The organism is Shewanella psychrophila (genome assembly GCF_002005305.1).
GTDB lineage: Bacteria > Pseudomonadota > Gammaproteobacteria > Enterobacterales > Shewanellaceae > Shewanella > Shewanella psychrophila.
In genome coordinates, this window is record NZ_CP014782.1 from 215,068 (window position 1) to 228,184 (window position 13,117).

Consider the following 13,117-nt stretch of genomic DNA (forward strand, 5'->3'; position numbering starts at 1 on the left):
CCTTGTAAACTAGTCTGATAGCAAATGAATATAGTCAGTTTTATCTTAGGTGCTCCCATCAAATCTAAGCGGCAATCACAACGCTTGGTGGCTGTCCGTGGAGAGATAGAAGATCTAAGAGCCCATTATAATGAGCATATCGAGCCGCTCACCCGTAAATTCGAAAACCGCCGAGTCGCTTGCCTGAAAGCTCTTAGGCAACGTATCTATATGAGCATCGGCATCTTTTTGGCGATTGTTTTCGTGGTCTATTTGTTTGATACCCGTCAACGGTTGGATATTCCCTGGTTCCTCTACCTCTTACCTGCTTTACCTTTATTTTGGTGGTCCTCAAGGCCTGTTCAGCGTTACAAGAGTGACGTTAAACAGCGGGTTTTTCCTAAGATATTTAGCTATTTTGGTGATGACTTTATTTTTAGTCCGACCCATAGCATGAGCTTGTCGGTACTCAAGCGATCAAAGCTACTTCCCCATTACGACGATGCAAAATTTGAAGATTATGTTCAGGGTACCTACAAGGGGGTGGAGATCGCGATAAATGAGCTGCAATTGACCAAAGAGGTGAGGCGGGATAAACGCACCGATACTCAGACCGTGTTTACTGGTGTGATGGTTCAACTCAGTAGTCATAAGAAATTTAACGGTCATACTGTAGTGGTTAAAACTCGAGGAGGGTTTATTAATTTCTTATCTGATTCATTTAAGAGTCTTGTAAGAGTGAAGCTTGAAGATCCAAGGTTCGAGAATCAATTCGATGTTTTTTCCTCTGATCAAATTGAAGCAAGATACTTGCTGACAGTGAGTTTTATGGAGCGCCTGCAAGATCTGGCGACTTGTTTCACAGGTAAGATTCAATGTGCTTTTTATGATGATAAGCTGCTCATCATGTTAGCCAGTCGTGATAATCGCTTCGAATTAGGCTCCATATTCAATGGTGCCACTTTTGAATATGAGTTCAGCCAAATAAATAAAGAGATGCAGCAGCTGTTTGCTATGATTGAAGTACTTAAACTCGATGAGTACACAGGACTCTAGATGAGAAGATATAGTGCAGACTCAATTGAAAGGTTACTGGGTCGAGAGTGCTTTATAACATTTTCCCGATTGAGTCTCATATTCGGTATCTTATTGCCTATGAGCCAAGTTCAGGCTGGGTTTGAAGCAGAGTTGCAGTCACAGAAGAAGCCTCATTATAAGGCTAGCTATTCGGAAACTGGCTTGGTAGTAACTCAAAAAGCGAGTGAAGAAACTCGCTTTTCTGAAGTAACTGATACTGAACTTGCTTATGCAAGATCTAGCGATACAGGAGCCACAGATACACAAAATTCGGAGGAGTGGAAAAAAAATGTTGTTTCGACACAGGCCAAAAGCTATAAACCCCATATGTTAGACAACAACAGTTTAGTTCAAGCACCTAGCACTCCTATCCCCGGCTACTTACTGCCAAGCGGAACATCATCGACTGACATATCAGAGAATGGCGAAGAGCAACTTAAGGTATACCAGTATAAACAAGCCAATGGCGTGATGGTTTTTTCGGATCACGCCCCTGGTGGCAGTGATTATCAGGTGCTGCTTTATGACTGTTATGCCTGTCGCCCTGATTCAGAGCTGGATTGGCGTAGAATGCCACTGTTTTCCCATGACTATGACGAGCTTATTGGTCAAGCGGCTAAAAGGCACAAGTTAGATCCGGCACTGATCCGTGCCGTCATTCATGCAGAATCTGCCTTCAATGTGTTTGCACTTTCCCGCACGGGAGCCATGGGTTTGATGCAGTTGATGCCGGAAACCGCCAAAGAGCTGGGCGTAAGCAATGCCTTTCGACCGGATCAGAACATCGATGGCGGTGCAAAATATCTGGCTCAGATGCTAAAGCGCTTCGATGGTGATATAGAGCTTGCCTGCGCCGCCTACAATGCGGGCCCCGCCACTGTGACTAACTATAATGGCATTCCCCCTTACCCCGAGACTCAAGCCTATGTAAAACGAGTGAAAATCCTTCTACAACGTTATCGTAAATCCTAGGCCCTAGACCCTAGGAGCTGATTAACCTCGCGATCCTTATCTGTTTTTAAATGGTGCCAAACCATAGGCGCCACAATTAAAAACATCACTATATTAGAGATAGGCATTGCAAGCCACACGCCAGTGACCCCGAATAGAGGCGGTAAAAAGTAGAGGAATGGAAGCTGGATCAGCATATTACCTATGGATATTCCTAATGCCTTCTTTCCCTGATTCACGGCCATGAAGAACATGATCGCTAACACCAGGTAGCCATCGAGAAACATGGCAAATAGGTGTAGCCGAATTCCTGTGGTCGCTTCTTCTATCAGGGCTGTGTCTTCACTGTTAAACATGCCGATAATGTTACTTGGAAATAGATTCAGGATAAGTAACCAGACAATCCCGGCTGTGATGGTGACTTTAGTCGCCAGCACTAGCACCTTCTTAATGTTTTCAGTCTGTTTAGCACCGAAGAAGTAACTCACCGGCGGCTGCATCCCTTCCCCTAATCCCTCGGCGATAAAGTAATAGAGCACCATCAGGTAGCCGACAATGGCAAAAGCGCCGACTGTAACTGGTGAGCCATACTCCATAAATAGACGATTATGTAGCGCGAACACGAAACTTGTATAGAGGTACATAACGAAGCTAGAAGCACCCAAGAGTAGTATTTGCTTTGCTAGTCTAGAGTCGAATCTCATTGCTGATAATTTTAGTGTTAAGTTACCCACTTTCAATCTTGTGGTCGATGATAAAAAATAGGCTAGTCCACACAACGAGACTGTTACCTGTGCTGCTACCGTTGCCACGCCTGCGCCATGCAGAGCCATATCCATACGTACGATAAAGAGGTAATCGAGTAGGATATTAATACAGGCACCCATAATCATAAGTCCGGTTGCGATATTGGGACTTTCGTCGTTACGGATCAGAATGGGCATTGCGGAAGCCAGAATGGTAAAGACTAAGGTCCAGATAAAAGGGCCTATGTACTGTTGCCCCAGTAGTAAGGTGTTGTCGATACCGCCTTGGATTTGCAATAAATGAGTTCCACTTATCGATAATAAGATTGAACCTAGTATCCCAAAAACTAAGATAAGGAAGATCGCTGTCGTTAAGGTGCGGTTGGTTTTGTTAGAGTGAGTGAGAGCGTCTGATTTGACCGAAGAAGAGACTTGTTCTTCACCTCGGCTTCTGGAGATAAGGCTACCCGACCCCATGCCTATCATGAGGCCAATGCCCGCAAAAACATAGATGATAGGCCAAGCCATATTAATACCAGCCAGTCCCTCGTGGCCTACGTATTGGCCGATAAATATACCATCAATTATTTGATAGAAGCTGTTGACCAGCATGGCTGCAACTGACGGAATCGCATAACGCCAGAAGGTGCGGTTAATGCTTTTATTTGATGAATCGGGTATTGATATCTGGTCGTTGGCTTGCATAGATCACTTCTGAATTTTAAATATGGAATCTGGATATCCCATTAGGTTATCCTTAATTTTCGGATTGATTAAATCAGTTCGTATCCGGAAAGCGGATAGGTCGCTTATTTAGAGGCAATACTAAAATGAGAGTTAGGATAAGAGTAAAGGTGAGATGATATGAACTGGACGCTTTATCAGCTGGAAGCTTTCGTGCTTTCGGTTAATCATGGCTCATTCTCGGCGGCCGCAAGAAAACTGGGTAGGGCACAGTCTAGGATCAGTACGGCTATTGCCAATCTGGAAGTAGATCTGGGCTTTGAGCTATTCGATCGTAGTGCCAAGTTACCTGTGCTTACTAAACATGGTGAAGATATGTTTATTCAGGCTCAGGCCGTGCTCGAACAATGCCAGAGGCTCGAATCTCGTGCGATGACGCTTAATACCGGCCAGGAGATCGCGTTAACAGTTGCCATGGATGAAGCCGTTCCGGTTAATGCTTTTGAGCTGTTATTTGAACAAGTAGCAATACAATTTCCTTTGTTGAAACTGACGATTATCAATGGCTCCAGAGATGATATCGCCTCATGGGTAGATGAAGGCAAGGCTGATATGGGAATTGTTTTTCATGTGAGGGAGTTACCCGGTTCATTAGAATTTATGTCTATAGGCCAATTCAGGCAGTCACTGATAGTGTCACCTAAACACGCGTTAGCAAAAATTCCGTCTCCCAAAATAGCCGATCTCAATCAGTATCGTCAGCTGGTTATCCGTGATCGTGTAGGTGACAGTCAGGCCAAGGCACTGTCACCAAATCATTGGTATATAGATAGTTATTATTATATGACGGCACTGGTGATACGTGGTGTAGGTTGGGCACTCGTGCCTGAGCACGTGGTCAATGCCGAGTGGTATTCTGGCGATGTTGTCGAGCTATCGACAGAATATATTCCCGATCCTCTTTTGGTCGAAATGGGGGTCGTTAATCGCCGTGATAAAGCCTATGGTCCTGTAATGGAGTGGATTTTTATCGAAATAGAGTCCATGTTTAAGTCTAATAAGCTTCAAAATTATTGATTTGTGCTAACTTAAGTTTAAGTGCAGTGAGAAGGGGAGGATTGCATGTTAACTAGTTTAAAGCAAAAACTCGTCGAATTAGAGCTCTACCTGCTTAAGTCTGATGTCCGATCATCACCCGCTGAGTTAGATCTGCTCATTCATAACGACTTTCACGAGTTTGGTGCGTCCGGTGCCAGTTTTGGTAAGCGAGAAGTACTCGAATGTTTACCTAAAGAGAAGTGTCCTGAGTTTTGTGCCACCAGTTTCGAGCTTAGAATGTTATCAAAAGATCTTGCTCAGTTGCTGTATCGAGCCACGATGAAGAAACAGGATGAATTTAACACGCGTTATTCACTGAGAAGCTCGCTGTGGAAACACAATGAAGAGTTAGGTGAGTGGCAGATGATTTTTCATCAGGGAACAACTTGTGAGCGATTTTAATAGTCATTGATTAGTAGATAAAAAAGCCGCAATGAAGCGGCTTTACTGTTTTTATTATGCAGGCTAATAAAATGTTCGTGGCTTATTCGCCGACTTCCCATTTCACTGAGACTTTGCCGCCGCCTTGATTAAGCAATGGAGAAAGATAATCAAGCATCTCTGAAGCTGTCTCATCTAACTGCCAAGGTGGGTTGATGACCCAAAGACCAGCTGCGGTCATACCAAACTCATCACTGTCAGACTTTATCGCCTGCTCAATTCTAAGCTGACGCTTGATGCCGCTGTCGGTGAGCAGCTTAAGCATCTCTTCAGTCTGGGCACGTTTTACCACTGGATACCAGAGGATATAGATGCCGGTAGAGAAGCGTTTATGGGCTTTGATTATTGTCTTGGCAACATCCTGATAATCGGTTTTCATCTCATAACTAGGGTCTATCAGCACAACGCCGCGACGCTCAAGAGGTGGTACTGCTCCAAGTAAGCCTTTTAAGCCATCGCCTTTAATGACCCGTACTTGCTTGTCACTACCGAGTTGCTCGTCAAGCAAAGCATGGTCGGCGCCGTGTAGTTCATGAAGTACCATGCGATCTTTTTCGCGCATATTCATGTCGACGAACGCTGGAGAACCTGGGTAATAGGTTAGCTCAGATTCACCTTGGTTGAAGTGCTTAACGTCTTCAATATATTGTTGCAGTGATTCTGGGAGGTCGTTCTTATCCCAGAGTTTTGCCACACCATCGAGGTATTCCCCAGTTTTTTGTGCAAACTCATCGGTGAGAGCGTAACCACCGGCACCGGCATGGGTATCTATATAGGCCAGTGGCTTATTTTTCTTATGCAGTGATTTCAGCACTTGTAGCAAGATCGAGTGCTTTAACACATCGGCATAATTTCCGGCATGGTAGCCGTGGCGATAACTAAGCATGAAAATTCCAAGAAAATTGAATGTATCAGTGTAAATTCCTGCGCTATATTAACACAATTATTTCCATGAGAGTCTGGATATTGGGTTGTAGGAATGTAGAGCTTACAGTGATATTTGTATATCAACTGATAGGCATAAATCGATATATCAAAAACTTATATTATTATAATAATATAAGTTTTTGATATTTTTACGCTAGTTATTATTATCGATTAACTAATTCCTATCAATTTAATAGTCCGTCATATAAATTTAATATTACTCAGATCGGATGTTTAACTCGTTTTAAATTTTTTAAAAAACAAATAACTAAAATTAGTCGTTGTGTTTAATCGGTTTTATCGCAGGTGATTGTCAATCACTTATGTATTATAAAAACAAGAGGGTAACAAATGTTAACCTTGTTTAATCTTTGTCCGGTTGACAAATATTTTATTAAAGAGTAAAAATTTAAATATCTAGTTTATTTGTTAATCTTATTGTTTTTAATAGCAAGTAGAGTAATAAATTGAACTTGTTAGAATCAAGCTTTGTATAAAAGAGTGGGTTAACCTGAAGCTATTAACAGTCGCCAATCCAATGTGGGCCTAGCGGGACACAATAGCGGAAAGACTTTACTTGGCCGAAAGCTCTTGTATTCACTGAGCTGAGCTTTTGGCATAATGTAGAGATAATCGTCCAAATTCGAGTTAACGTGACTAAAGATAAACAAGAAAAATCGGTTCCAGGCATTTTTTTCAATGCTCAATATCCTTCACTGGAGGCTATCTGTCAGCGTTGGGGACTGGTTTTTGACAAAGAAGCCGATTTTGAACTGGTTTTTGAAAATAATACGTTGATCCTTAACAAGCGTGATGAGCCAAAACTTAAAGGTATTTGTGTGGACTTCGTCTCTGGTGCCGTGGCTCATCGTCGAAAATTCGGTGGTGGACGTGGTCAATCCATTGCTAAGGCGGTTGGGCTCAAACAAGGCGTAAATCCTTCAGTGGTCGATGGTACTGCGGGTCTTGGTCGAGATGCTTTCGTGTTGGCTAGCTTGGGCTGCACCGTGATTATGGTTGAGCGTCATCCTGTGGTTGCCGCCTTGCTAGAAGATGGTCTAAGACGTGCCTACGAAGATGTGGATATCGGTGAATGGATGCGTGAGCGAATGAGTCTGGTCCCCGGTTCTAGCCTTGAATCTGTTATAGAGCTAGGTAAAGAGGTCGATGTTGTTTATCTGGATCCCATGTACCCCCACAGAGAGAAGTCGGCTCTGGTTAAGAAGGAAATGCGGGTCTTTCAATCTCTGGTGGGAGCCGACATGGATGCCGATGGCTTACTTGAACCCGCCATGACACTCGCGACGAAACGAGTGGTAGTCAAGAGGCCTGACTATGCTGAAGACCTAGATGGCGTGAAGCCGTCGATGGTGATAGCAACGAAGAAAAACCGCTTCGATGTCTATGTAAAGGCTGCGATGACGAGCTAGCTATATTGAAGTTATTGGTGAGCGTAGGGGCTAGCAGGTCGGGTCAGATCAAGAGACCTCAATTAAATACACTGAAGACCTAGATGGCGTGAAGCCGTCGATGGTGATAGCAACGAAGAAAAACCGCTTCGATGTCTATGTAAAGGCTGCGATGACGAGCTAGCTATATTGAAGTTATTGGTGAGCGTAGGGGGCTAGCAGGTCGGGTCAGGTCAAGAGACCTCAATTAAATACACTGAAGACTTAGATGGCGTGAAGCCGTCGATGGTGATAGCAACGAAGAAAAATCGCTTCGATGTCTATGCAAAGGCTGCGATGACGAGCTAGCTTGTTATGGTTTACGGCCTGATTACGACTAATTTGAACAAGAGGTTTATGCTTTTCTATTTAAGCGTAAATACTGAGACATTCTATCTAGTAACTCGAAAGGAAACTCAAATGTCAGAAGTAACAGGTAAAATCCGCACTACGTTAAGAGTTGAGGGATTGGTGATATTGCTAGCCTCATTACTGATCTACCACAAGTTTTCTTTTAGTTGGTCAGAATTCGCATGGTTTTTTCTGGCTCCAGATCTTGCACTATTAGCCTATATTCATAGTGCTAAACTCGGTTCCCTTGCCTATAACCTATCCCATTCGTTTATTGGCCCCTTAGTCACCTTGTTATTTGGCGTACTGGGGGATTCACAAGTTGCAATTCAAATTTCATTAATCTGGTGTGGACATATAGGCTTCGATAGAGCCTTGGGTTATGGCCTGAAGTATTCAAAAGGCTTCTCCTACACTCACTTAGGTCAAATTGGTAAGAGTCAAAAGACATAGTAAATATGGGGAGCTGCTAGGTGGCAACTTGTTGCTTATAAGTCTTAAATGAGACTTATAAGCACTGTATTAGATGTTTTATCTGGTCCGTTAGCCTAGGCTATGTTCATAACCGAGATCATATTTTTAATCGGCAATCTTATTATTGCGCTCAATAATATTTAGTTCCCACTAGTACTTATATACTACTTAACTAACTCAGCTCTATTTGTTTTTTAATATGTGGGATTGAGTGTTCTACTCTAAGAACTATTATTGCTGGTAATGTTTTATATGGGTTGGATAACATTGGTGCAGCCGCACCAATATTGACCGCGTATAGAGTAAGGTTACTTGTCATTGTGAATATAATTGATCATGAATAAAAATTTAACATTCATTAATTAACTAATCACCATTTTAAATATATAATCATTATTATGTTTTACTCCTTGTATTAATTCGTGGCGTTCGTAAGTAGTTAAAGCGATGTTGTTATATACCACTGCAATGAGTTTGACACTGGGGTTATACCCAGAAAGCGTAGTGTTGAATAACTTGGAAGGATAGGTCCATGAACATTGATAAACTCTACTCGCTAGTTGAATCTCTTTCACACTGTCATACCCCTGAAGAAATTGAGAAAGTCTGCTTAAAGTTTTGCCAATTATGCGAGCTGGAATTTTTTCTGTTTGCTGTCTGTAATGCAACGTCTCTTAGTGCGCCTAAAATCTTTACTCTCACCAACTACCCCAGTGAGTGGTTAGACGTTTATTATAAAAATAACTTTCAAAAAAGTGATGCCGTTGTGAGGTATTGCTTTGGTAATTCGGTACCCATCACCTGGAATAAGTTGATGAAAATTGATGAGTACAGTGAGCCTAATGCTGTTAAAGTAATGAATGAGGCGCATTCAAAAGGTCTGATCGATGGCTTATCTGTTCCAATTAAGGCTCCAACCGGTGAAATTGCCATTTTAAGCTTAACGACTAAAATAGAACCTGATGTTCAGCAACGTCTCGCCAATGTGCTCCCCTTTGTACAGTATTTTGGTTATTCGTTATTAGAAACCCACCTGAAAATGAATTTAGGAAAATCACCATCGGCTTCACTCACCCCCAGAGAAAAAGAAAGCTTATTTTGGGCATGTGAGGGTAAGACTGCCTGGGAGATGTCACAAATAATGAGTGTGGCCGAACGTACAGCAATATTTCATTTGAGCAGTGCCACTAAAAAATTGGGTGCGGCCAATCGGCAACATGCGGTTGCCAAAGCTGTGATGTATGGACTCATAAAACCACAGCCCTAATGATTGGCTGATGCCAGCAGAACCTTTAAAAACAAACATAGAGCCATCGGCCCTATGTTTAAGAAGGTTTACTCATTATCTCGCTACCATAATAAGGGGTTAATGAGACTGCATCGGAGTATGGGCGTCCTGACTTTTCTCTGGCATTAAGATTAAGCGACTACAAGCGCCTATATCAGTATTTGAATTTAGCTGCCAACCCTCAGTGGGGAGCGAAGCCAATTCTGTGAGCTTACTTACTGGTTTGTCATGAATCGGTAAGTGACAAATCACTTCGTCTGTTAATTTATTTTCCATTAATGCTGACTGCATCTTGTCCTCTGTGAGGACCAATACACTACAGCGGTGCTCGCTAGCAAAATACTTAAGCAAAGTGCGCATACCTTCTATGGATGTGGCTTCATAAAATTCTTGGTATTCATTTGCATAATTTCTATCTGATAACTGCTCAATAAAGCCTTTTTGAGACGGCGAATACACCACGGCGCGGGATTGTTTCGCAATTTCATCTATATAGGCAACAAACCCAAATTCGCCTCGAAAATCTTCCAGACGCAATGACTTATCTTGGTTATCGGCTATGGATACGCTGGATACCCAGGGGCGATGACTCGATAGCACCATGTTAAGCCCTGAGCCAATTCTGCGTGTTGCATGTAAAAAGTCGACACTCTCGATCTCACCTTGCCATCGCCCTAGTGGCGATGCTCGAAAGCTCTGCATATCAAAGTCCATGACTGGCACTATGATTTTTTGGCAAGATGATTCGACGAGACTGCTGGCAAGCTCTTCACAGTCGAACAGTGATTCTAATGGCCATAGAGTCACAATTAATGTGTGCACCACATGGGCATAGCGATTTATGGACGCGGTCAAACTCAGATAGTTTGTGCCGGCAATGATAGCCTCGGAATGAATATGCAGGCTATTTTCATCGAGCAAGACCCAACCGATACCGGCTCTTTTAGATACCTTTTCAGCCGAAGTGATGGCTAAACTCATCGACACTTCGAGGGCTGCTCGTTGTTTTTGTTGTGTGTCTAGTTCCAAAATTTGATACATCCTGATCATGTAGGTAAGGGAACATTATGTGTTTCTTCGGGTGAACATTTTCCAAAGTAAACGGCACTATTGTTCCGTTAATATAACCAAGTTTTCTTGGTTCGAATACTGTAAATAGTGTCAGGTACTCAAACGGGATATTTTGGCAATGCGTGCATCAAAAATCTAAGGGGGGACTATTTAGTGAGCGGTTATAAATCTAGCTGTTATAAGTGACAGTATAGGGAAAGAAGCTATTTTTATCACATCTAAAACAAGGGTATAGGTTTGTTTTTTTTAGATTGTAATTTCTGACAGATACGCTGAAGAAACAAAATAAATATATTGGATCTCGTAATCAACTTCCGGCGAGATAACTATGAATAACACAGTATTTACTCAACATAATCTGCAAACTTCTGCTTCAGAACTTATTCTCGATGGCATCATGAGATTACGTTACGAAACGTTCATCAAACGACTGGACTGGGATATTGCTTCTACAGATGGTCGCGAACAAGATTGCTTCGATGACAACGAAGCGCATTACATCGCCGTTCTTGAGGATGATAAAGATGTTATTGGCTGTTGGCGAGCCAGGAGTACCTTGCAAGATTATATGCTCAAGTCGGTGTTTCCCGAACTGTTACAGGGGGAGTCGGCACCTGTGCAAGATGATATCTGGGAGATCAGCCGTTTTGCCGTGAAAAAAGGCTCAGCTGAAACCCAGAAAGGATATTTTGGCGATGTCACCATAGATCTTGTTAAGTCGTTTTATGATTTTGCGAAACAAAATGGAATAAAAAGCTATGTTACGGTAACCACAGTTGCCTGCGAAAGATTATTGCGTCAGTTAGGGGTGAATTTAAGGCGCATGGGCGATGGCAAGGTTAAGCAGATTGGTGTCGAGCGAACCGTAGCCCTGTGGATCCAAGTGGATGAAGATTTAAATATCATTTCCCATTAACATGTCAGGTTCAGTGTAAACGTTTGCACTTTCAACGGCTAAGATAGGTGAAAGGTTGCGACAGCTAATCGCTCAGCTACTCCAGGTCTAAGGTGAGAAATCAAATCATAGCTGACCCTCAAGAGTTTATTTGCATCTGCCTGCAAGCGTTTATGATTGGGGGTGAACAATAGCTGTCGATTGTCTACGTCTATGGCAACTAAACGTGCAAGGGTAAAACTCAGGTTATCTCCAGGTTCGCTGAGGGCCTTGAATAAACTTTCTTTGGCCGAAAACACCAGTGTAATGGCCAGCTCAAAACTGAGTTCGCTCTCCTCGACGCAGACTCGTTCTTGGTTCGACAAAATATACCGTGCTATTCCCTCGGCTTGTTTTTCATTGACTGTAAACTCAATATCCACGCCCACGCGACATGGATGAGGGGATGCTAGTGTCATGGCTAAGGCAAATTCACCACTGTGACTTATTGAGCCATAAAGCCCATCTTCCCATGAAGGTTTGCCACAGGGCGAGGTGCCGATCTTGATAGGCTGGAGCTGTGCCGGTTCCATTTCAGCAATATTCAGGATATTTTCCTGAGCCAGGCTGCTAACCGCGACAGCGGCGCAAAGTCGCCCAGCAAGAAAGTCTTGTTGACGCTTCTTACCCCAGGTCTTATAAAAATCTGTGTTTGGAAACCATAGTGCCATGTCATTGGAGGAAAAGTTTTCGCGGTTAAAATGACCTAAAGTGATCACACAAGGGGACGATTCTATTTGCTGACCAAGATGACTCACCTGGATGAAATCATCTTTAAAACAGCTGCAGAGTCTAGGGGACACTCGTGTCGTCTCATGGCTAACATGTTTATTTATCACTAAATTAGTCAAGTTGTGATCTCCTTTAGGTTTATGCGTTTGCCTCGATGGCTCGCTCATGTGCATGCTGGATCTGCTCGGCAACCCAAGCGCTGTGACTGCGAATAAAGAAATGACCCGCTTTAATTGTCTTTAATGGGGTGCTTGGCGGTAAGTGTTGTCGCCAAGCTTGCAATGATGTCTCTTCAATAAAGGTGTCTTCTGTCGCGCCTAATACCAGAGCCGGATGAGGATAGTATTGCTGACAGGCATTATGGGTCTCACACAGGGCCAAATCTGCGCGGATCACAGGTAAAATCCACTGTTTGAGTATCGACATTGACACCTTCATTCCGGCGAAACTTTCGAAACGATTGAGATAATTGATCATCTCTCTATCATCCATCAGTGCATTGGGCTTAAATGGATACAGCTCCGAAGGCGCACGCTGCGCCCCTATAGCCAATAGCTCTGGGGGACAGGCCTCTTTTGCCAGTTGCTTGGCGATATACCATGCAAACCAAGCCCCCATACTGTGACCATATAGCATTATCCTGTGCTGTTTTATGGCGGGTAAAATAGCTTGGCTCATGGCATTCGCAGCGGTCTTAAAGTCAGTATAAAAGGCTTCATGTCGGCGGCTATCCCGGCCAGGGAATTCCAGTGGCACCAAGTGGTAAGCATCACCAAAGAGTCCACTCAATCCGGCAAAGCTGGCACTATTTCCTCCGGCAAATGGAAAACATATTATATTCACTTTATCTGGCTTTATGACCTGTCCTAACCAGTCACTCGCCATAGCGTCGTCATGAGCTGTACACATATTCATC

Annotated in this window: 13 protein-coding genes and 1 pseudogene; 9 read left to right on the plus strand and 5 right to left on the minus strand. The window is 43.2% G+C overall.

Translation table 11 applies throughout. From position 1 onward, the window contains the following. Positions 1–24: 24 nt before the first annotated feature. Both sps_RS01000 and sps_RS01005 read left to right on the plus strand, forming a co-directional pair. On the plus strand, positions 25–1,035 hold the full coding sequence (locus sps_RS01000) for a DUF3137 domain-containing protein (RefSeq protein WP_077750777.1): 1,011 nt from the start codon (positions 25–27) through the stop codon (positions 1,033–1,035). Next, entirely contained in the window at positions 1,036–2,028 is a 993-nt protein-coding gene (locus sps_RS01005) for a lytic transglycosylase domain-containing protein (protein WP_418346704.1), read from the plus strand. On the opposite strand, the gene sps_RS01010 is transcribed toward sps_RS01005, so the two are convergent. After that, on the minus strand, positions 2,025–3,458 hold the full coding sequence (locus tag sps_RS01010; RefSeq protein WP_077750778.1) for an MATE family efflux transporter: 1,434 nt from the start codon (positions 3,456–3,458) through the stop codon (positions 2,025–2,027). The genes sps_RS01005 and sps_RS01010 overlap by 4 nt on opposite strands. 159 nt (positions 3,459–3,617) lie before the next feature. Here sps_RS01010 and sps_RS01015 point away from each other — a divergent pair, with 159 nt between their 5' ends. Continuing rightward, the gene (locus tag sps_RS01015; RefSeq protein WP_077750779.1) at positions 3,618–4,514 is read left to right on the plus strand and encodes a LysR family transcriptional regulator; all 897 of its coding nucleotides are present in this window, start codon (positions 3,618–3,620) and stop codon (positions 4,512–4,514) included. A 45-nt stretch (positions 4,515–4,559) separates the two neighbouring features. Further along, positions 4,560–4,937 (plus strand): nuclear transport factor 2 family protein, encoded by a 378-nt coding sequence (locus sps_RS01020; RefSeq protein WP_077750780.1) that lies wholly within the window; start codon positions 4,560–4,562, stop codon positions 4,935–4,937. An 82-nt stretch (positions 4,938–5,019) separates the two neighbouring features. Here the strand turns inward: sps_RS01020 and sps_RS01025 are convergent, their stop codons facing one another. Then, positions 5,020–5,862 (minus strand): 23S rRNA (adenine(2030)-N(6))-methyltransferase RlmJ, encoded by an 843-nt coding sequence (locus sps_RS01025; protein WP_077750781.1) that lies wholly within the window; start codon positions 5,860–5,862, stop codon positions 5,020–5,022. Between the two features lie 694 nt (positions 5,863–6,556). Between sps_RS01025 and sps_RS01030 the strand changes: the two genes are divergently transcribed. The 4 genes and pseudogenes from sps_RS01030 (at position 6,557) to sps_RS01040 (ending at position 9,443) form a co-directional block, all read left to right on the plus strand. Beyond that, entirely contained in the window at positions 6,557–7,333 is a 777-nt protein-coding gene (locus sps_RS01030) for a class I SAM-dependent methyltransferase (RefSeq protein ID WP_077750782.1), read from the plus strand. A gap of 67 nt (positions 7,334–7,400) precedes the next feature. Then, a pseudogene (locus tag sps_RS27940) lies at positions 7,401–7,496 on the plus strand (class I SAM-dependent methyltransferase); the annotation flags it as partial. Positions 7,497–7,771: 275 nt separating this feature from the next. After that, positions 7,772–8,155, plus strand: coding sequence for a DUF4260 domain-containing protein (locus tag sps_RS01035; RefSeq protein WP_077750783.1), 384 nt, complete (start codon positions 7,772–7,774; stop codon positions 8,153–8,155). A gap of 553 nt (positions 8,156–8,708) precedes the next feature. After that, a complete protein-coding gene (locus tag sps_RS01040) occupies positions 8,709–9,443 on the plus strand; it encodes a helix-turn-helix transcriptional regulator (RefSeq protein ID WP_077750784.1) in 735 nt (244 codons plus the stop codon). A gap of 99 nt (positions 9,444–9,542) precedes the next feature. Here the strand turns inward: sps_RS01040 and sps_RS01045 are convergent, their stop codons facing one another. Then, the gene (locus tag sps_RS01045) at positions 9,543–10,493 is read right to left on the minus strand and encodes a hypothetical protein (protein ID WP_149027199.1); all 951 of its coding nucleotides are present in this window, start codon (positions 10,491–10,493) and stop codon (positions 9,543–9,545) included. 370 nt (positions 10,494–10,863) lie between these two features. Between sps_RS01045 and sps_RS01050 the strand changes: the two genes are divergently transcribed. Continuing rightward, positions 10,864–11,451 (plus strand): acyl-homoserine-lactone synthase, encoded by a 588-nt coding sequence (locus sps_RS01050; protein WP_077750786.1) that lies wholly within the window; start codon positions 10,864–10,866, stop codon positions 11,449–11,451. A 38-nt stretch (positions 11,452–11,489) separates the two neighbouring features. On the opposite strand, the gene sps_RS01055 is transcribed toward sps_RS01050, so the two are convergent. Further along, the gene (locus sps_RS01055) at positions 11,490–12,320 is read right to left on the minus strand and encodes a 4'-phosphopantetheinyl transferase family protein (RefSeq protein WP_169915640.1); all 831 of its coding nucleotides are present in this window, start codon (positions 12,318–12,320) and stop codon (positions 11,490–11,492) included. A gap of 19 nt (positions 12,321–12,339) precedes the next feature. Beyond that, positions 12,340–13,110, minus strand: coding sequence for a thioesterase II family protein (locus sps_RS01060; RefSeq protein ID WP_169915642.1), 771 nt, complete (start codon positions 13,108–13,110; stop codon positions 12,340–12,342). Between the last annotated feature and the right edge of the window lie 7 nt (positions 13,111–13,117).

Bases quoted from the DNA above. Each gene is read 5' to 3' on its own strand.
- sps_RS01000 (WP_077750777.1), top strand. From the start codon at position 25: ATGAATATAGTCAGTTTTATCTTAGGTGCTCCCATCAAATCTAAGCGG.
- sps_RS01005 (WP_418346704.1), top strand. From the start codon at position 1,036: ATGAGAAGATATAGTGCAGACTCAATTGAAAGGTTACTGGGTCGAGAG.
- sps_RS01010 (WP_077750778.1), bottom strand. From the start codon at position 3,458: ATGCAAGCCAACGACCAGATATCAATACCCGATTCATCAAATAAAAGC.
- sps_RS01015 (WP_077750779.1), top strand. From the start codon at position 3,618: ATGAACTGGACGCTTTATCAGCTGGAAGCTTTCGTGCTTTCGGTTAAT.
- sps_RS01020 (WP_077750780.1), top strand. From the start codon at position 4,560: ATGTTAACTAGTTTAAAGCAAAAACTCGTCGAATTAGAGCTCTACCTG.
- sps_RS01025 (WP_077750781.1), bottom strand. From the start codon at position 5,862: ATGCTTAGTTATCGCCACGGCTACCATGCCGGAAATTATGCCGATGTG.
- sps_RS01035 (WP_077750783.1), top strand. From the start codon at position 7,772: ATGTCAGAAGTAACAGGTAAAATCCGCACTACGTTAAGAGTTGAGGGA.
- sps_RS01040 (WP_077750784.1), top strand. From the start codon at position 8,709: ATGAACATTGATAAACTCTACTCGCTAGTTGAATCTCTTTCACACTGT.
- sps_RS01050 (WP_077750786.1), top strand. From the start codon at position 10,864: ATGAATAACACAGTATTTACTCAACATAATCTGCAAACTTCTGCTTCA.
- sps_RS01060 (WP_169915642.1), bottom strand. From the start codon at position 13,110: ATGTGTACAGCTCATGACGACGCTATGGCGAGTGACTGGTTAGGACAG.